At 73.1% G+C, this 17507-nt stretch carries 16 protein-coding genes; 8 read left to right on the top strand and 8 right to left on the bottom strand.

Annotation, left to right across the window (positions count from 1 at the left end; all coding sequences use genetic code 11):
- Positions 1-860: 860 nt before the first annotated feature.
- Genes ACUYMY_RS08445 through ACUYMY_RS08455 form a run of 3 tightly spaced genes read right to left on the bottom strand, consistent with a single transcriptional unit; the run spans position 861 to position 3531 of the window.
- Complete coding sequence (locus tag ACUYMY_RS08445; RefSeq protein ID WP_481703138.1) at positions 861-1799, bottom strand: COX15/CtaA family protein; 939 nt, start codon at positions 1797-1799, stop codon at positions 861-863.
- 5 nt (positions 1800-1804) lie between these two features.
- A complete protein-coding gene (locus tag ACUYMY_RS08450; RefSeq protein ID WP_481703139.1) occupies positions 1805-2545 on the bottom strand; it encodes an ABC transporter permease in 741 nt (246 codons plus the stop codon).
- Positions 2542-3531 carry an ABC transporter ATP-binding protein gene (locus ACUYMY_RS08455; RefSeq protein WP_481703140.1) on the bottom strand — a complete coding sequence of 330 codons (990 nt, stop codon included), beginning with the start codon at positions 3529-3531 and terminating at the stop codon, positions 2542-2544. Before ACUYMY_RS08455 ends, ACUYMY_RS08450 begins: the two co-directional genes overlap by 4 nt.
- A gap of 113 nt (positions 3532-3644) precedes the next feature.
- Here ACUYMY_RS08455 and ACUYMY_RS08460 point away from each other — a divergent pair, with 113 nt between their 5' ends.
- The 5 genes from ACUYMY_RS08460 to ACUYMY_RS08480 are packed head-to-tail and all read left to right on the top strand — an operon-like array spanning position 3645 to position 8371.
- The gene (locus ACUYMY_RS08460; protein WP_481703141.1) at positions 3645-4415 is read left to right on the top strand and encodes a helix-turn-helix transcriptional regulator; all 771 of its coding nucleotides are present in this window, start codon (positions 3645-3647) and stop codon (positions 4413-4415) included.
- Positions 4415-5884 (top strand): Fe-S cluster assembly protein SufB, encoded by a 1470-nt coding sequence (gene sufB, locus ACUYMY_RS08465; RefSeq protein WP_481703142.1) that lies wholly within the window; start codon positions 4415-4417, stop codon positions 5882-5884. Before ACUYMY_RS08460 ends, sufB begins: the two co-directional genes overlap by 1 nt.
- Before the next feature lie 10 nt (positions 5885-5894).
- On the top strand, positions 5895-7208 hold the full coding sequence (sufD, locus tag ACUYMY_RS08470) for a Fe-S cluster assembly protein SufD (RefSeq protein ID WP_481705011.1): 1314 nt from the start codon (positions 5895-5897) through the stop codon (positions 7206-7208).
- A gap of 51 nt (positions 7209-7259) precedes the next feature.
- On the top strand, positions 7260-8030 hold the full coding sequence (gene sufC / locus ACUYMY_RS08475; RefSeq protein WP_481703143.1) for a Fe-S cluster assembly ATPase SufC: 771 nt from the start codon (positions 7260-7262) through the stop codon (positions 8028-8030).
- A gap of 11 nt (positions 8031-8041) precedes the next feature.
- Positions 8042-8371, top strand: a complete 330-nt coding sequence (locus ACUYMY_RS08480) for a metal-sulfur cluster assembly factor (protein ID WP_481703144.1) — start codon at positions 8042-8044, stop codon at positions 8369-8371.
- A 103-nt stretch (positions 8372-8474) separates the two neighbouring features.
- Here ACUYMY_RS08480 and ACUYMY_RS08485 read toward each other — a convergent pair whose 3' ends face one another.
- Together ACUYMY_RS08485 and ypfJ are read right to left on the bottom strand one after the other, a co-directional pair.
- Entirely contained in the window at positions 8475-9575 is a 1101-nt protein-coding gene (locus tag ACUYMY_RS08485; RefSeq protein ID WP_481703145.1) for a S1C family serine protease, read from the bottom strand.
- Between the two features lie 7 nt (positions 9576-9582).
- Positions 9583-10482, bottom strand: a complete 900-nt coding sequence (gene ypfJ / locus ACUYMY_RS08490) for a KPN_02809 family neutral zinc metallopeptidase (RefSeq protein ID WP_481703146.1) — start codon at positions 10480-10482, stop codon at positions 9583-9585.
- Between the two features lie 41 nt (positions 10483-10523).
- Here ypfJ and ACUYMY_RS08495 point away from each other — a divergent pair, with 41 nt between their 5' ends.
- A complete protein-coding gene (locus ACUYMY_RS08495) occupies positions 10524-11945 on the top strand; it encodes a class I adenylate-forming enzyme family protein (protein ID WP_481703147.1) in 1422 nt (473 codons plus the stop codon).
- A gap of 34 nt (positions 11946-11979) precedes the next feature.
- Positions 11980-13188 carry a thiolase family protein gene (locus ACUYMY_RS08500; protein WP_481703148.1) on the top strand — a complete coding sequence of 403 codons (1209 nt, stop codon included), beginning with the start codon at positions 11980-11982 and terminating at the stop codon, positions 13186-13188.
- Positions 13189-13575: 387 nt separating this feature from the next.
- On the opposite strand, the gene ACUYMY_RS08505 is transcribed toward ACUYMY_RS08500, so the two are convergent.
- Genes ACUYMY_RS08505 through ACUYMY_RS08515 form a run of 3 tightly spaced genes read right to left on the bottom strand, consistent with a single transcriptional unit; the run spans position 13576 to position 15577 of the window.
- Positions 13576-14199: an energy-coupling factor transporter transmembrane component T family protein gene (locus ACUYMY_RS08505; RefSeq protein ID WP_481703149.1), complete on the bottom strand. Its 624-nt coding sequence runs from the start codon at positions 14197-14199 to the stop codon at positions 13576-13578.
- Entirely contained in the window at positions 14199-14933 is a 735-nt protein-coding gene (locus ACUYMY_RS08510; RefSeq protein WP_481703150.1) for an energy-coupling factor ABC transporter ATP-binding protein, read from the bottom strand. Before ACUYMY_RS08510 ends, ACUYMY_RS08505 begins: the two co-directional genes overlap by 1 nt.
- Entirely contained in the window at positions 14930-15577 is a 648-nt protein-coding gene (locus ACUYMY_RS08515) for a biotin transporter BioY (protein WP_481703151.1), read from the bottom strand. The genes ACUYMY_RS08510 and ACUYMY_RS08515 overlap by 4 nt, the downstream gene beginning before the upstream one ends.
- A gap of 211 nt (positions 15578-15788) precedes the next feature.
- Between ACUYMY_RS08515 and ACUYMY_RS08520 the strand changes: the two genes are divergently transcribed.
- Positions 15789-17480 (top strand): RecQ family ATP-dependent DNA helicase, encoded by a 1692-nt coding sequence (locus tag ACUYMY_RS08520; protein WP_481703152.1) that lies wholly within the window; start codon positions 15789-15791, stop codon positions 17478-17480.
- The last annotated feature ends 27 nt before the right edge of the window (positions 17481-17507 follow it).

The following is a 17507-nucleotide window of genomic DNA, read 5'->3' on the forward strand; positions in this document are numbered from 1 at the left end:
GAAGGACGACGGCGGCACCCACCTAAGGAGGCTTGGGTTCTAGCGGTCGTCGCAACGCCTCGTACTTCGAGGAGTTGCAACGACCGTGCGGCATCTAAGGAGAGATTCGTCTGGGAGAGGGCCTTATGCCCCGCGGGTCAGGGATGAGTTCCTAGCGCTTCTGCGATCGCTCGGGAGCGTGACCGTGGCTGCGGCCCGCTTGGGCCCGAACAGGGATACCGGATACGAGTGGGCCCGGAAGGCTGGATTGGCCAGGAGCCGTTCGGAGATGCCGACCCGGGAGGATTTCCATCGGCTCAGGGGACAGGGCCTGAGCAGGCGGGAAGCAGCGGCGTGGTTGGGGATCCACCCGGACAACGGCCCAGGAGTGGGACAACGGGGTCCCCCGTCTCAAGAATGGGCGCTCCTATCCGGACGGGCGGGCCGTGGACTATGACGCGGGTATGCAGACACTGACGCCGCGATCCGGTGGGGCTCCACCCGGCGGCCAATCTCGTTGAGCCATGAAAGCCGGCGAACACTAACGAGCCACACCGGGGCGCCCCTGGGGCGATCGACGGCCTACGCAAGCCCCCGAACGACACACCAGAAACGGTAAGGAACACGAACCGGCTCCTGCTCTTCTGGTTCGCAAAAGGCAGCAACCTCCCAGGCCCCACCCCCGCCCAGGCACTCACCGAACTCCTCCTTCCCGACGCAGCCTGACCCCATCCGTTGCACTTGACAGACAGAATCTGCCCTCGAGATCCGTACCCGAAACAGGGTGCGCCAAGGACGCAGAGAAGGAGGGCCGCACCCGTTCGGGTGCGGCCCTCCTTCGTGTCTGCGATGTGAGCGATACGCGGCGGCCTCGCCCGGGCTCAGAGCCGCGGGCTGTGGCGGGCGATGTCGGCGACGTTGACGGCCGAGGCCATGAGAAGGGCCGCGACGACCATGTGCGTGCCGACGAGCAGCGGCGGGATGCCCGTGTAGTACTGCGTGATGCCGATCGCGGCCTGAAGGAGCGTCAGGACGAGGAGGACGAGGACGCCGGAGCGGAAGGGCCCCCGCACGCGCGAGCGCACGGCCGCCCAGACGCCGAAGAGGGCGCCGAACGCGACGAGGTACGCGGGCACGGCGTGGATGTGCGAGAAGAGGTCCCAGTCGAGCCCGTTGCGCGGTGCGTCGGCGTCGCCCGCGTGCGGCCCGGCCCCGGTGACGACGACGCCGAGCACGACGGCGGCCGCGGCGGCCGCCGCTGTGGCAGCCATGGCGGGGAAGACGGCCCCGGGGAGGGCGGGCAGGGTGCGGTCCATGAGGCGGCCCGTGCGGCCGAAGGCCCGGTTCACGAGGAGCATGGCGACGACGACGAGGGCCATCGAGACGAGGAAGTGCAGGCCCACGACCCAGGGGTTGAGCTGCGTCAGGACCGTGATGCCCCCGATCACCGCCTGCGCGGGGATGCTGCCGAGGAGCGCGGCGGCGAGCCAGAAGAGGTCCTTGCGCTCCTTGCGGAGGTTCCAGAGCATGACAAGCATCGCGACGGCCACGGCGGCGAGGGCGAACGTCAGGAGCCGGTTGCCGAATTCGATGACGCCGTGGAGGCCCATCTCGGGGGTCGTCGTGAGCGACTCGGCAGTGCAGCGCGGCCATGTGGGGCAGCCGAGCCCCGAGGATGTGAGCCGCACGGCGCCGCCCGTGCCGATCAGCACGGTCTGCCCGACGAGCGAGGCGATCGACAGGGCCCGGATGCGGCGGTCGACCTCGTGGGGGAGGCGCGCCGCGAGGCGTGCGAGGGGCGTATGGCCAGTGGCGGTCATTCAGATCAGCTCCATCGGAACCAGCGGGTGGCGGCGGTGCCCGCGACGACGGCCCAGACGGCCAGGACCGCGGCGGCGGGGAGGTTGAGAGTGCCCTCGAGGAAGGCGGCGCGCAGCGCCTCGCCGAGGGCGCCGGAGGGCAGGAAGCCGACGACGGGCTCCAGGGCGGCTGGGAGCCGGGTGGCCGGAAGGACGATCCCGCCGAAGACGCCGAGCAGGATCCAGACGAGGTTCGTCACGGCGAGGGTGGCCTCGGGCCGGGCCGTCCCGGCGATGAGGAGCCCGAGGGCCGTGAAGGCGGCCGCGCCGAGGGCCAGGAGGGGCAGCCCGAGGAGCACGCCGGACGGCGACGGCCGCCAGCCGAGCGCGAGGGCCACCCCGCCGACGACCACCGTCTGGACGGCGAGCACGACGAGGACGGCGACGACCTTCCCCGCGATGAGGCCCCCGCGCCCGAGCGGGGTCGTCGACAGGAAGCGCAGCACGCCATAGCGCCGGTCGAAGCCGGTGGCGATGCCCTGTCCGGTGAAGCCGACGCTCATGGTGCACAGGGCGAGGATGCCCGGCGCGGCGACGTCGACCCGGCTGGGACCGAGCCCGTCGAGGAAGTGCGTCATGGTGAGCCCGACGAGCGCGAGGAGGGGCAGGACGAGCATGAGGATGAGCTGCTCACCGTTGCGCAGCATGGCGCCAGTCTCGTAGCGGCCCTGCTGCCAGACGCGGCGGGCCAGGCTCGCGGCGCTCATGCGCGGTGCTCCTGTGCTGGATCGGCGGCTGCCTCGGTTGCGGATTCGGCAGCGATCGCGAGGAAGACGTCCTCGAGGTTCCTCGCCCCGAGCTCGAGGCTGTGCGGCATGATGCCCCTTTCGTGCAGCCACGACGCGACGGCGAGCAGGTCCGCCGTCGTGAGTTCGCCGTCGACGGTGTACTGGCCAGCGGGGCCCTCCTTGACCTCCGCGGCCGAGCCGGCGAACGCGTCGGCGAGCGCGAGGCCGGGCTCCGCGGTGAGCGTCAGGCGGCGGGCCGCGTCGCGGCGGTGGGCGAGCAGCTCGGCGACGGTGCCGCTCGCGACGACGCGCCCGCGGTCGAGGATGTGGACGACGTCGGCGAGGCGCTCGGCGTCGTCGAGCAGGTGAGTCGTGAGCACGATGCCGAGCCCCTCGGCGCGGAGCTCCTCGATGAGGGCGACGACGAGCTGGCGCGACTGGGGATCGAGGCCCGCGCTCGGCTCGTCGAGGAAGACGACCTCGGGCCGGCCGACGAGGGCGGCGGCCAGGGCCACGCGCTGCTTCTGGCCGCCCGAGAGCCGACGGATGGTGGTCGAGGCGAACTCGTCGATGCCGAGCCGTCCGGCGAGCTCGTCGACCGGCCGCGGGTCGGTGTACATCCCCGCGACGTGGCGCAGGAGCGCGAGGGGCCGGGCGGACGGCGGCAGCCCGCCCTCCTGGAGCATGATCCCGACGCGGGAGCGCAGCTCCGCGCCAGCCCGCACCGGGTCCTCGCCGAGGAGCCGCACCGTCCCGCCCGTCCGGGTCTGGAGGCCCTGCGCGCACTCGAGCGTCGTCGTCTTGCCGGCGCCGTTGACGCCCAGGATCACGGTGATCTCGCCATGCCGTGCGACGAGGTCGACGCCGGCCAGGATCCGCTTCATCCGGCCGTCGAGGGAAGGGATAGGGCCTACATCCTTGACGAGGCCCTCGACCTCGAGGCATGGTGAACCGGTTCTGAGCACCCATACATTCTACGCGGCGTAGCAGTGGCGCCGCGGGCAGGGGGCCAGGAGTGATAAGCCTCTCCTTACTGGAGACGCCCGCCCGATTAGGCAATCATTATTTTGTGTATTCCATGACCACGCCGAAGGCTGCCCACCGGCCGCCCGCCGACACGGAGGACCGCACGCGCGACCGCGTCCTCAGTGCCGTGCTCGAGCACGGTCCTGTGAGCGCCGCCGAACTCGGCGAGCTGCTCAACGTGACCCCGGCCGCCGTGCGCCGCCACCTCGATGCCCTGACCCAGGCGGGCGTCGTCGAGGTCAAGCGCGTCGCGACCTCGGGCACCGGCGCGGGCCGGCCCGCGCGGCGCTACGTCCTGACCTCGCGGGGCCAGTCCACGATCGGCGACGACTACCTCGATATCGCGCGGAGCGCCCTCGAGCGCCTCGGCGCGCTCGGCGGGGCCAGTGCCGTCGAGGAGTTCGCGCGGGAGCGCTTCGCCGCGATGGAGCACCGCTATCAACCGATCGTCGACGCCGCGGGCGACGACGTCGCGGCCCGCTCGCGGGCCCTCGCCGAGGCGCTCACGGCGGACGGCTTCGTGGCCTCCGCCGCGTCGGTCCAGGGCAAGGCCCCGCTCCCGGCACACCTCGCGAGCGTCCAGCTGTGCCAGGGGCACTGCCCCGTCCAGCAGCTGGCCGCGGAGTTCCCCCAGTTCTGCGACAGCGAGACCGCCGCGTTCTCCCGCCTCCTCGGCGTGGACGTGCGCAGGCTCTCGACGCTCGCACAGGGCGGGCACGTGTGCACGACCCACATTCCCACCGGACGGGCCGCCATTGCCGCGGCCCTGCCGGCCGAGGCACCCACAACGCAGACGACCACTACCAACACTGAGAGGCCGTGATGACGGATCAAGTGGCCGAGAACAAGGCCGTGGACGGCGAGTCCACAGTGATCTCGGAGATTCTGGAGAAGAACCCGGAGCTCCATGGGATCGGCACCTATGAGTACGGCTGGGCGGACGCCGATGTAGCCGGCGCCAACGCGCGACGTGGCCTCGACGAGGACGTCGTCCGCGACATCTCCGCCAAGAAGGGCGAGCCCGAGTGGATGCTCGACCTCCGCCTCAAGGGCCTGAAGTACTTCGACCGCAAGCCCATGCCCCTCTGGGGCGCGGACCTGTCGGGCATCGACTTCGACAACATCAAGTACTTCGTGCGCTCGACCGAGAAGCAGGCGGCCTCGTGGGAGGACCTCCCCGAGGACATCCGCAACACGTACGAGAAGCTGGGCATCCCGGAGGCCGAGCGCTCCCGCCTCGTCGCCGGCGTCGCCGCCCAGTACGAGTCCGAGGTCGTCTACCACCAGATCCGCGAGGACCTCGAGAAGCAGGGCGTGATCTTCCTCGACACGGACACCGCGCTCAAGGAGCACCCGGAGTTCTTCCAGGAGTACTTCGGCACGGTCATCCCGGTCGGCGACAACAAGTTCGCCTCGCTCAACACCGCCGTGTGGTCGGGCGGCTCGTTCGTGTACGTCCCGAAGGGCGTCCACGTCGAGATCCCGCTCCAGGCCTACTTCCGCATCAACACGGAGAACATGGGCCAGTTCGAGCGGACGCTCATCATCGCGGACGAGGACTCCTACGTCCACTACATCGAGGGCTGCACCGCCCCGATCTACACCTCGGACTCGCTGCACTCGGCCGTCGTCGAGATCGTCGTCAAGAAGGGCGCGCGCGTCCGCTACACGACGATCCAGAACTGGTCGACCAACGTGTACAACCTCGTGACCAAGCGCGCCATCTGCCACGAGGGCGCGACCATGGAGTGGATCGACGGCAACATCGGCTCCAAGGTCACCATGAAGTACCCGGCCGTCTACCTGGTCGGCGAGCACGCCAAGGGCGAGACCCTCTCGATCGCGTTCGCGGGCGAGGGCCAGCACCAGGACACCGGCTCGAAGATGGTGCACATCGCGCCGAACACGCAGTCCTCGATCATCTCCAAGTCCGTGGCACGCGGCGGCGGGCGGGCAGCCTACCGCGGCCTCGTCCAGGTCCGCGAGGGCGCCAAGAAGTCGGCCAACACGGTGCGCTGCGACGCCCTCCTGGTCGACACGATCTCGCGCTCGGACACCTACCCGTACATCGACATCCGCGAGGACGACGTCGTGCTCGGCCATGAGGCGACCGTCTCGCGCGTGTCCGAGGAGCAGCTCTTCTACCTCATGTCCCGCGGCCTGCCCGAGGACGAGGCCATGGCCATGATCGTGCGCGGCTTCATCGAGCCGATCGCGCGCGAGCTGCCCATGGAGTACGCCCTCGAGCTGAACCGCCTGATCGAACTGCAGATGGAAGGGTCTGTCGGCTGACATGACTGAGATGACTGAAACGCCCCTGAATGACTCGCTCCTGACCGAGAAGGCGCGCATCGGGGCGCCGTCCATCCCCGGCCTCACGGAGGAGGGCGAGAGCCTGACCCCGCTCGAGCCCGCGGAGGCCACCCGCCCGCAGTCCGCTTCTGCCTCTCCGTTGGGTGGCGCCGCCGCCAAGGGCCACTCGCACGGCGGCGGCTACGGCATCCCGGACAGCTCCCGCGCCGGCCGCCTGACGTCCTACACGCTTGAGGACTTCCCGGCCATCCGCGGCACCGAGGAGGAGTGGCGCTTCACGCCGCTCAAGCGCCTCGGCGGCCTGCACACCGCAGCGCTCGACGGCGCGGCCCCGGCCGTCGCTGTCGAGGCGCCGGAGCAGGTGCGCGTCGAGACCGTCGGCCGCGAGGACTCCCGCATCGGCTCGGCCGGCATCCCGGAGGACCGCGTGTCCGCCAACGCGTGGGCCCACTTCGCCGAGGCCACGGTCGTCACCGTCCCCGCCGGGGTTGAGCTCGAGGACCACGTCCTCGTCACGCTCACCGGCGCCGGGACGGCGGCAGCAGCCCAGCACGTGGTGGTCGTCGCCGAGGAGGGCGCCCGCGCCGTCGTCGTGCTCAACCACGTCGGCGACGCGGTCGTGTCCGAGAACGTCGAGATCGTCCTCGGGGACGGCGCCGACCTCACGGTCGTGTCCCTCCAGGAGTGGAGCGACGCCTCGGTGCACGCCTCGAGCCAGCAGGTCAAGATCGGCCGGGACGCGCGTCTCAAGCACATCGTGGTGAGCCTCGGCGGCTCCGTGGTCCGCGTGACCCCGACCGCGCGCTTCGCCGCCCCCGGCGGCGAGGCCGAGCTCTACGGCCTGTACTTCGCGGACGCCGGCCAGCACCTCGAGCACCGGACCTTCGTGGACCACGCCCAGCCGAACTGCGTCTCCAACGTGCTCTACAAGGGCGCGCTGCAGGGCAAGGATGCGCGCACGGTGTGGGTCGGCGACGTCCTGATCCAGAAGCAGGCCGAGGGCACCGACAGCTACGAGAAGAACCAGAACCTGGTCCTGACCGACGGCTGCCGCGCGGACTCCGTGCCGAACCTCGAGATCGAGACGGGCCTCATCGAGGGCGCCGGCCACGCGAGCGCGACCGGCCGCTTCGACGACCAGCACCTCTTCTACCTCATGGCGCGCGGCATCCCCGAGGACGTCGCCCGCCGCCTCGTGGTGCGCGGCTTCCTGAACGAGATCATCCAGAAGATCGGCGTTCCCGCCATCGAAGAGCACCTCACCGAGGCCGTCGAGCGCGAGCTCGCCGCCGGAGACAACTGACCCCTGAAACACCCGCCCGGTGCGACCGGGGAACAAGGAGAACAAACACACATGTCGACTCTGGAGATCAAGGACCTGCACGTCTCGATCGAGACCGAGCAGGGCGTCAAGGAGATCCTCAAGGGCGTCACGCTCACCGTGAAGACGGGCGAGACGCACGCCATCATGGGCCCCAACGGCTCGGGCAAGTCCACGCTGGCCTCGACCATCGCGGGCCACCCGCGCTACACGGTCACCTCGGGCTCGATCACGCTCGACGGCGAGGACGTCCTCGAGATGAGCGTGGACGAGCGCGCCCGCGCCGGTCTCTTCCTCGCCATGCAGTACCCGGTCGAGATCCCGGGCGTGACCATGACCAACTTCCTGCGCACGGCCAAGACCGCGATCGACGGCCAGGCCCCCGCGCTGCGCACGTGGACCAAGGACGTCAAGGCGGCCATGGACCAGCTGCGGATCGACGCCGACTTCGCCCAGCGCAACGTCAACGAGGGCTTCTCGGGCGGCGAGAAGAAGCGCGTCGAGATCCTCCAGCTCGAGCTCTTCAAGCCGAAGTTCGCGGTCCTCGACGAGACCGACTCCGGCCTCGACGTCGACGCGCTCAAGGTCGTCTCGGAGGGCGTCAACCGCGCCCACGCCGAGGGCAACATGGGCACGCTCCTCATTACGCACTACACGCGGATCCTGCGCTACATCAAGCCGGACTTCGTGCACGTGTTCGTCGACGGCCGGATCGCCGAGCAGGGCGGCCCCGAGCTCGCCGACCGCCTCGAGGACGAGGGCTACGACCGCTACGCGGCCGGCGCCGGCGCGGCCAAGGCCTGAGGACTGCCGCCATGACGGAGATCCAGCCTGGACAGACGGCCCTCGACGACGTCGAGGAGCTGCTCAAGGACGTGATCGACCCCGAGCTCGGCGTCAACGTCGTCGACCTCGGCCTCGTGTACGGCCTCGAGTACGGCGAGGATGGCGCGCTGCTCATCAGCATGACGCTCACGACCGCCGCGTGCCCGCTCACCGACGTCCTCGAGGAGCAGGTGGGCAAGGCGCTCGAGGGCTCGGTGGACGAGTGGCGCCTCAACTGGGTGTGGATGCCGCCGTGGGGTCCCGAGCGGATCACCGAGGACGGCCGCGACCAGATGCGCGCGCTCGGCTTCAACATCTGATCCCGGCCCGGATCCCGGGCCGCTGACGACGACGGGCGGTCCCCTTCCGTACGGAGGGGGACCGCCCGTCGTCGTGCGTGTTGGGCAGAGGGAAGCCCGGCCCCTATTCGTTGGCGGGCCCCGTGGGACGCTCCGCGAGCGTGACCTTCAGCTGGGTGGTTGCCCCGTCCCGCCGCACCTCGAGGTCGACCGTGTCGCCGGGGTTGCGGGCGCGCAGGGCGGAGAGCAGGTCCTCCGGAGCGCTGAGATCGCTGCCGTCCACCCTGAGGAGGACGTCTCCGGGCCGGATCCCGGCCCTCGCCGCGGGGCCGCCCTCGGACACGGAGAGGACCAGGATCCCGCGCGCGTCCGGGAGGCCTAGCTCGGAGGCGATCTGCTGGGTGATGGGCGCGGGGCCGAGTCCGAGGAAGGCGTGGTCGGCGGTGCCGTCCGCGAGGAGTTCCTCGGCCACCTCGACCGCCGTGGCGGCCGGGATCGCGAAGCCCAGGGCCACCGCGCCGGCCTGCGGCGAGATGTACGCCTCACTGATCCCGATCACCTTGCCCTGGGCGTTGACCACCGCGCCGCCCGAGTTCCCGGGGCTGATCGGGGCGTCGGTCTGGATGAGGTCGACGAGGGAGAGGCTGCTCGAGGCCGAGCCGGGGATGGACCGCTGGAGGCCCGAGACGATGCCGGCCGTGACCGTGTTCTCGAACCCCAGCGGCGAGCCGATGACGACGGCGAGCTCGCCCACGCGGGGCAGCCGCGTCTCGAACTGCGCCTCCGGCAGGCCCGTCCGCTCCGCCTGGACGAGGGCGAGGTCGGACACGCGGTCGGCGGCCCTGACCGTCCCCACCGCCCGTTGGCCGTCGGCGAAGCCGATCTCCACCCTGGTGGTCCCCCGGATCACGTGCTCGTTGGTGAGGATCAGCCCGTCCTGGCGGTACACCACCCCGCTGCCCACGCCGTCCTGGGTGAGGATCGTAACGACTGAGGGCTCAACGTTCTGGACGATCGACGGGATGTCCCCGGCCGCTGCCGCTGGCGATGCCTGCGGCGGGGGAGTGCCGTCGCCTGTCGCCGCGGCGGTGGGCGACGGCGCTGGCTGCCCTCCCGTACACCCTGCCGCTCCGGCAGCGAGGACAGCGGCAAGGGCGGCGCCGGCGAGCCCGCGCCCCAGCAGGGGGCGGCGGGCCTGCCCTGGTCGCCGGGGATGCAGGCTCATGCCGTGGCTATACCCGGCCCGTGAAGGTGTTGCACTGGTCGATGTCGCCGCTGTCGTAGCCGCGCATGAACCAGGCCTGGCGCTGCTCGGCAGAGCCGTGGGTCCAGGCCTCGGGGTTGACCCGGCCCCTCGCTGCCGCCTGGATGCGGTCGTCGCCGACGGCGGCCGCGGCCGAGAGCGCGTCGCGCAGGTCCTGCTGGGTGACCGGCTCGAGGAAGGGCTCGCCCGTGCCCGGGCCGGGCGCCGAGTCGGCGTGCTGCGCCCAGATCCCGGCGAGGCAGTCCGCCTGGAGTTCGACGCGGACCGCGCCGGACTGCGGCCCCTGCGGATCCTGCTGGGCGTAGTCGAGCGTGCCGATGAGGTTCTGCACGTGGTGCCCGAACTCGTGGGCGACGACGTACTCCTGCGCGAGCGGCCCGCTCGAGGCCCCGAACTGCGTCTCGAGGACCGCGAAGAACCCGGGGTCGAAGTACGCGGTCGTGTCGGCCGGGCAGTAGAACGGGCCGACCTCGCTCGTCGCCGTCCCGCAGCCCGTGCTCACGGCCTGGTCGAAGATGACGGCCCCGGGCTGCGGGTACTTGACGCCCCGCTCCGGGAGGTAGGCGGCCCAGAACGCGTTGAGGCTGTTGACCGTCCCGACGATCCGGCAGTCGATCCGGGCGTCCGCCGACGCGCCCGTGCGGCACTCCGCCGCGGTCCCGGGGCCCGTCTGCTGCTGGCCCTGCGGCGCCTGCCCCATGAGCCCCTCGAGGATCTGCGGGTTGATCCCGAGCAGGCTCAGGACGAGCACGAGGATCCCGCCGCCGATGCCCCCGCCGATGACGGTGCCCCTCCCGAACCGCCCCCCGCCGCCGCGCTGGTCCTGCACCTGGGACGGGTCAAGCTGCGCGTCGTCATTGAAGCTCATGTACCCAAGGGTAGCTCTCGCCCCGCCGATAGACTGAGCGGATGCCATTCCTCGACCGGCTGCGCCGCTGGGCTGCCGAGAAGCCGCACGAGCCCGCCGTCGTGTGCGGCCGGGAGCGGCTCTCGTGGTCGGAGCTGCACCGTGCCGCCGAGGCCCTCGCCCGCTCGGGCGAGCCGACCGGAGTCCTCCGCCAGGGCAACGGGGTGGACTTCGCGGTGCGCTGGGCCGCGGGCGTCGCGGGGGAGCGCGAGTGCGCCGTCCTCGACCCGCTCTGGCCCCAGGCCCTCGCGGACGACGTCGTGGCGCGCCTCGCGGAGCGCGCGGGGCGTGCCGCCGGGCGCCTCGGGGGTGCTGCCGACGGGCCGGCGGAGCTCGCCGACGGCGACCCCTCGTCGTCGTTCCTCGTCGGCCTCACCTCGGGCACGACCTCGCTGCCCAAGGGCTTCTCCCGCACGAGGGAGTCGTGGCGGCGCTCCTTCGAGGCCTCCGTCGAGTGCTTCGGGCTGAGCCCCGACGACCGGGTCCTCGCGCCCGGGCCGCTGTCCGCGAGCCTGAACCTCTACACCCTCTCCGAGTGCCTCCACGCGGGCGCGTCGTTCCACACCCTCGCGCACTTCGACGTCGGCGACGCGCACGCCGAGATCACCCGGCGGGGGATCACGCGGCTCGTCCTCGTCCCGACGATGCTCCGCGTCCTCGCCGAGCGCGGCCTCGCCGGCGAGGTCGACGCGAGCGGCGTCACCGCGATCGTGTGCGCGGGCCAGAAGCTCGACCGGCGCACGCTCGAGGCCGTCCGGCGCTGGGCGCCCCACGCCGACGTGTGGGAGTACTACGGCGCCTCCGAGCTCTCGTTCGTCGCGGCGAGCCGCCACGCGCCCGGCGGCGGGGCCGCCGAGGTGGGCACCGGCGTCGGGCGCGCGTTCCCCGGCGTCGAGCTCGCGATCCTCGACGACGCCGGCGCGCCCCTGCCCGACGGCGCGGTGGGCAACATCTGCGTGCGCAGCCCCCTCGTGAGCTCGGGCTACGTGTGGGGCGACGACGGGGAGGCGTTCACGCACCTCCGCGGCTGGGCCACCGTGCGCGACCAGGGGTTCCTCGACGACGGGACGCTGCACGTGCTCGGGCGGCGCGCGGACATGATCAACACGGGCGGCGCCAACGTGTACCCGCACGAGGTCGAGGCCGCCCTCGCGATGCTCGACGGCGTGGCCGAGGTCGTCGTCGCGGGCGTGCCCGACGACGTGCGCGGGCAGCGCATCGTGGCCGGGATCGTGCCCTCGCACGCGGGCCTCGGGCAGCTGGCCGTCCGCGCGGGGCTCGAGGGCGCCCTCGCCCCGGTCAAGCGCCCGCTCCAGTACCTCCAGCTCGACGCGCTCCCCACGACCGAGCGCGGGAAGCTCTCCCGCGCCGAGTTCCAGCGCTGGATCCTCGAGGGCGACAGCCGTGCCCGGCCGCTCGTCTGAGGCCGTTCCCCAGGCCGGGCCGGGGGCGCAGGGCGTGCGCCGCCTTGCCCGCGAGAACGCGCCGCTCGTCGTCGCCGGCCGCCGGACCCCGCTCGCCCGCGCGGGCACGCACTTCGCCGACGTGCCCGTCCAGGACCTGCTCGCGCCGGTGCTGCGCGCCCTCGCCGACGGGCCGGGCGTGCGGGAGGGCATGATTGCCGACGTCGTCGTGGGCAACGCCGCGGGCGGAGGCGGCAATCTCGCGCGCCTCGCCGCGCTCGAGGCCGGCCTGCCCGAGCGGATCCCCGGCATCACGGTGGACCGGCAGTGCGGATCGGGGCTCGACGCCGTCGTCCTCGCGTGCCGGCTCGCCCAGGCCGGCGCAGGCGCCGCTTTCCTCGCCGGCGGGGCCGAGTCCATCAGTACCGCGCCCGTGCGCGGACGGCGCACGGGCGACGGCGGCATCGACTTCTACTCGCGGGCCCAGCACGCGCCCACGCGGCCCGGGGAGGACGAGCCCGGCGACCCGGACATGGGCGTCGCCGCGGAGTCGGTGGCGCGGGAGGCCGGCGTCGGCCGGGAGCGGCAGGACGCCTTCGCGCTGCGCAGCCACAGGCTCGCCCTCGCCGCGGCGGGGGACGGGGCGTTCGACGGCGAGCTCGTGCCCGTGCGCGGGCGCGGCGGCTGGGTGCGGGCGGACAACGGCCCCCGGCCGCGGCTCGACGCCTCCCTGCTCGCGCGCTTCCCCGCCGCATTCGTCCCCGGTGGGACGGTCACGGCCGGCAACTCGTGCGGCGATGCGGACGGGGCCGCTGCGGTGCTCGTCGCGGCACCGGAGGCCCTGGACCCGCAGCCTTCCGACGGCGGGCGGCGGGCGCTCGCGTTCGTCGGGGCTGCCTCCGTGGGCGTCGATCCGCGCCGGCTCGGCCTCGGCGCGGCCGCCGCTGCCGAGGAGCTGCTCGGGGCCCACGGCGTCGCCGCGGCCGACCTGGCCGCCGTCGAGTTCAACGAGGCCTTCGCAGGGCAGGTGCTCGCATGCATCGACAGGCTCGGGCTCCGGGACGGTCGGCTCGAGGCCGTGCTCAACACGGACGGCGGGGCCATCGCGCTCGGCCACGCCTACGGGGCCTCGGGAGCGGTGTCCGTGGTTCGGCTGCTGGCGCGGGCCCAGGCCCTGCCCGAGGGCTCGCTGTGCCTCGCGATGATCAGCTCCGCGGGCGGGATCGGCACCGCGGCCCTCTTCGAGGCCACCGACCTCCCCTGAGCAGCGTGCCGACCCCTTCCCTCCGATGCGGGGTCACCTCCCTGCGTTGCGGGGTCACGTTCCTGCGTTGCGGGGTCACGTTCCTGCGTTGCGGGGTCACGTTCCTGCGTTGCGGGGTCACGTTCCTGCGTTGCGGGGTCACGTTCCTGCGTTGCGGGGTCACGTGCTGGGCCACCGGACGGCCCGCGAATGGGCAGTTTCGCATCGAGATCCGTACCCGAAACCATTGGAGGTGACCCCGGATCCTAGGGAGGTGACCCCGGATCCTTGGGAGGTGACCCCGGATCCTAGGGAGGTGACCCCGGATCCTTGGGAGGTGACCCCGCATTCTTGGGAGGTGACCCCGGATCCTTGGGACGGATCGCGGGGAAGAGCGGGGCGGGCGGGTCAGTTGTCGCCGAGGCCGCGGGCCGCGAGGGCGTCTCCCGTGCGGCGGGCATAGGCGACGGCGGAGAGGACGACGGGGATCGTCCGCGCGCGGACGCTGCGCTCGAGCCCCCGGGCCCGGGCCGCGTCGCCGACCTCGGCGAAGGAGCCGGCCAGGACCGGGATGCTCCGCAGCATGATCGCGATCGCGAGGGCGAACCGCTCCGGATCGGCGCCGAAGCGCCGGAACGGCCGCGCCGTGGCGGCGACGGCGTCGAGCAGCTCCCGCAGCGGCACGGTCGCCGTGAGGAGCCCGGCGGCGAGGAAGCACAGCAGGAGGTTCAGCACGATCCGGCCCGAGACGGCGGGACCCTGCTGCCACCACTGGAAGACGAGGAGCACGCCCAGGAGCGGGACGACGAGCTTCCACGGCGCCACGAGCCGGCGCACGCCCAGCCCCGCCGAGAGCCACGCGGCCACCACGGCTCCCACGGCGAGGGCCGAGGCCCGCCAGTCGAGCAGCACGAAGCTCGCCGCCCCCGCCGCGAGCACCCCCGCGAACTTGGCCCAGAGCGGCGCCCGGTGCAGCCACGAGTCCCCGGGCACATACCCGGCCAGGAGCCCGGGCGAGGTCCGCGCGCGCATCAGCCGCCGCCGTCGTGCGCCGGGGCCGCGCACAGGGCGCGGTAGAACGCGACCGCCTCCGCGGGAGCGCCGTCGAAGGCGACCCGGCCGGCGTCGACCACGAGCACGCGCTCGGCGTCGAGGGCGAGCTCGAGGTCGTGCGTCGAGAGGATGACCTGCTGGTCCAGGCCCGCGAGCGTGCGCCGCAGGAGCTCGCGGTTGCGCAGGTCCAGGAGGGTCGAGGGCTCGTCGAGGATCAAGACCGACGGCTCGACGGCGAGCACCGCGGCGAGGGCCATGAGCTGCCGCTCGCCGCCGGAGAGCTCGTAGACGCTCTGATCGGCGAGCTCCCCGAGCCCGAACCGGTCCAGGACCGCCTGCGCGGCCGCGGCCCGCTCGGCGCGCGAGCGGTGGTGCCGGCGCAGCGAGAGCTCGACGTCCTCCCGGCCCGTGGGCATCACGAGCTGGCTCAGCGGATCGGTGAAGACGAACCCGACCCGCGCCCGCACCCCGCGCCCGTCCGCGGCCGTGTCGAGGCCGTCCACGCGCACGCTCCCGGCGCTCGGCAGCACGAGGCCGTTGAGCAGGCGCAGGAGCGTCGACTTGCCCGAGCCGTTGGCGCCCACGACGGCGATGCGCCGCTCGGTGAGGTCGAGGCCGACGCCGTCGAGCAGCACCTTGGAGTGGGTGCGGCCCGACTCGGGGTCCTCGACGGCGACGGCGACGCGGACGCCGTCGAGCTCGATCCGGCTCACGCTGAAAGGGCCTCCGGCGCCTTGACGCGCCGGACGAGCACGTCCGGGAAGGCGCGGTGCACGGCCACGGCCGCGACCGCCGCGACGGCGTTCTTGAGCAGGTCGCCCGGGTAGTAGGCGAGGTCGGCGAGGAACGCCGCGCCCCACGCGAGCTTGAGGTTCACGACCATGCCCGCGACGCCGAGGCCGTGGATCACGACGACGAGCACCGCCGTCGCGGCGAGGAAGAACCACAGGCCGCGCCGCCGCGGGGAGGTGCGCCGGATGACGAGCTCGGCCAGCAGCCCGATCGCGAACGCGCCGACGAGGAAGCCGATGATGTACCCGGCCGAGCCCGTGGCGAGGATCTGCAGGCCCGCGCGGCCGCCCGAGAAGATCGGCAGGCCCGCGAAGGCGAGCGCGAGGTAGAGGCCGACGGCGGCCGTGGCCCGGGCGGCGCCGAGGACGAGGCCCGTGAGCACGATCGCGAGCGTCTGCACCGTGATCGGCACGCCGAAGCCCCCGACCGGGATGCCCGGGACGATGGCCGAGACGGCGATGAGGGCGGCGAAGACGGCGACGAGGGCGAGGGACTGGGCGTCCCACGTCCGGCGCGGACGCGTGCCCGATGCCGCGGCCGCGGCGGGGGCGCTCTTCTGCTTCATGGGTCCTCCTGGTGCAGGGGTGCGGGTGCGGGTGCCGCCGGTCCTGTACGGCAGCGTCTGCTGTGTAGGGTACGCACCCCGGGCAAGGCCCATTTTGTAGGGCACCCACGAGCGCCCCGGCGCCTCCTTTGGCGGTGTGCCACAAGAAGGACGACGACGGCGGCGGCGGGCGGCCCGTTTCCGCTCGCGGCGGCGGGGGTAGGAGGAGCCGGTGACTCCTCAGCCCGGGCCGCGCCGCCCCCATCCGCCCACCCCCGACGACCTCGAGAGGGCCGCCGAGGCCTTCGCGATCGACGACTGGCGCGAGGGCCAGAGGGAGGCCGTCGAGGCCGTCGCCGCGGGGCGCGACGTCCTCGCGGTCATGCCCACGGGCCACGGGAAATCGGCCATCTACCAGGTCCCGGGCGCGGCCCTCGGCGGCTGCACGATCGTGGTGAGCCCGCTCATCGCCCTGCAGCACGAGCAGGTCGAGGACATCAACGCCGCGCTCGACGCCGAGGCCGCCTTCGCCGTCAACTCGACCGTGGGCGCACGCCGGGAGCGCGCGGCCTGGGAGGCCTACGACGGCGGCGAGGCCCGCTTCCTGTTCCTCGCGCCCGAGCAGCTCGCGCGCGAGGGGACCCTCGAGCGGCTCGCGGCGCGGCCGCCCGCGCTGTTCGTGGTCGACGAGGCCCACTGCGTCTCCGCGTGGGGGCACGACTTCCGGCCCGACTACCTCGCGCTCGGCGAGGCGATCCGCCGGCTCGGCCGGCCCGCCGTCGTCGCCCTCACGGCCACCGCGACGCCGCACACGCGCGACGAGATCGTCGAGCGGCTGGGCCTGCGCGACCCGCTCGTGCTCGTGCAGGGCTTCGACCGGCCGAACATCGGCCTTCGCGTCATGCGCCACGCGTCGGAGCGGGACAAGCGCGCGGCCGTGCTCGACGAGGTCGCGGGCCTCGAGGGGCCCGGGCTCCTGTACGCCGGGACGCGGCGGGCGACCGAGGAGTACGCCGCCGCCCTCGCCGAACGGGGGCTCCGCGCCGAGGCGTACCACTCCGGGCGGTCCCGCGGGGACCGCGAGGCGGCGCACGGGCGTTTCCTCGGGGGCGGGCTCGACGTCGTCGTCGCCACGACGGCGTTCGGCATGGGCATCGACAAGCCCGACGTCCGGTTCGTGGTCCACGCCGACGCGCCGGATTCGCTCGACAGCTACTACCAAGAGGTCGGCCGCGCAGGCCGGGATGGGCTGCCCGCCGTCGCCGTCCTGCACTATCGGCCGGAGGACCTCGGGCTGCGGCGGTTCTTCGCCGGGGGAGGCGCCGACGCCGAGACGCTGGGCACCGTGTTCGAGGCGGTCTCGGAGAGGGGTCCCCTCCGCGCCGCGGCGCTGCGCCGCGAGACCGGGCTCGGCCCGCGCGCCGTCTCCCGCGCGCTCAACCTCCTCGAGCACAGCGGCGCCGTCCGCGCCGGCCGCGCCGGCTTCCGCGCGGCTCCGGGGACGTCCGCCTCCGAGGCGGTCCGGCACGCCCACGAGGAGGACGAGTCACGCCGCCGCATCGACGCCTCGCGGATCGAGATGGTCCGGGCCTACGCGGAGACGGACGGCTGCCGACGGCAGCACCTGCTGAACTACTTCGGCGAGGACGCGCCCGCGTGGTGCGGGAACTGCGACCGCTGCGCCGAGGCCGGCAGCCGGGCCGAGGTGGAGGCGCGTGAGTCCGAGGCGCCGGCCGAGTGGCCGCTCCAGCTGCCCGTGCGGCACCGCGAGTGGGGCCCGGGGATCGTCATGGCGGCCGAGGCGGACAGGATCACGGTCCTCTTCGAGTCGGTCGGCTACCGGGAGCTCTCGCTCGCCGTCATCGGCGAGCAGGAGGGCCTGCTCGTGCCGGCCGATGTGGGGGAGGCCGCCGCGGGTCACTAGCATAGAGGGAGGCCCACGTCCGGGCCG

Source organism: Sinomonas sp. T428B, from assembly GCF_056780155.1.

Coding starts and splice junctions, on each gene's coding strand:
- sufC (WP_481703143.1), top strand. CDS start 7,260: ATGTCGACTCTGGAGATCAAGGACCTGCACGTCTCGATCGAGACCGAG.
- ACUYMY_RS08515 (WP_481703151.1), bottom strand. CDS start 15,577: ATGAAGCAGAAGAGCGCCCCCGCCGCGGCCGCGGCATCGGGCACGCGT.
- ACUYMY_RS08505 (WP_481703149.1), bottom strand. CDS start 14,199: ATGCGCGCGCGGACCTCGCCCGGGCTCCTGGCCGGGTATGTGCCCGGG.
- sufD (WP_481705011.1), top strand. CDS start 5,895: ATGACTGAAACGCCCCTGAATGACTCGCTCCTGACCGAGAAGGCGCGC.
- ACUYMY_RS08450 (WP_481703139.1), bottom strand. CDS start 2,545: ATGAGCGCCGCGAGCCTGGCCCGCCGCGTCTGGCAGCAGGGCCGCTAC.
- ypfJ (WP_481703146.1), bottom strand. CDS start 10,482: ATGAGCTTCAATGACGACGCGCAGCTTGACCCGTCCCAGGTGCAGGAC.
- ACUYMY_RS08460 (WP_481703141.1), top strand. CDS start 3,645: ATGACCACGCCGAAGGCTGCCCACCGGCCGCCCGCCGACACGGAGGAC.
- ACUYMY_RS08495 (WP_481703147.1), top strand. CDS start 10,524: ATGCCATTCCTCGACCGGCTGCGCCGCTGGGCTGCCGAGAAGCCGCAC.
- ACUYMY_RS08480 (WP_481703144.1), top strand. CDS start 8,042: ATGACGGAGATCCAGCCTGGACAGACGGCCCTCGACGACGTCGAGGAG.
- ACUYMY_RS08445 (WP_481703138.1), bottom strand. CDS start 1,799: ATGACCGCCACTGGCCATACGCCCCTCGCACGCCTCGCGGCGCGCCTC.
- sufB (WP_481703142.1), top strand. CDS start 4,415: ATGACGGATCAAGTGGCCGAGAACAAGGCCGTGGACGGCGAGTCCACA.
- ACUYMY_RS08485 (WP_481703145.1), bottom strand. CDS start 9,575: ATGAGCCTGCATCCCCGGCGACCAGGGCAGGCCCGCCGCCCCCTGCTG.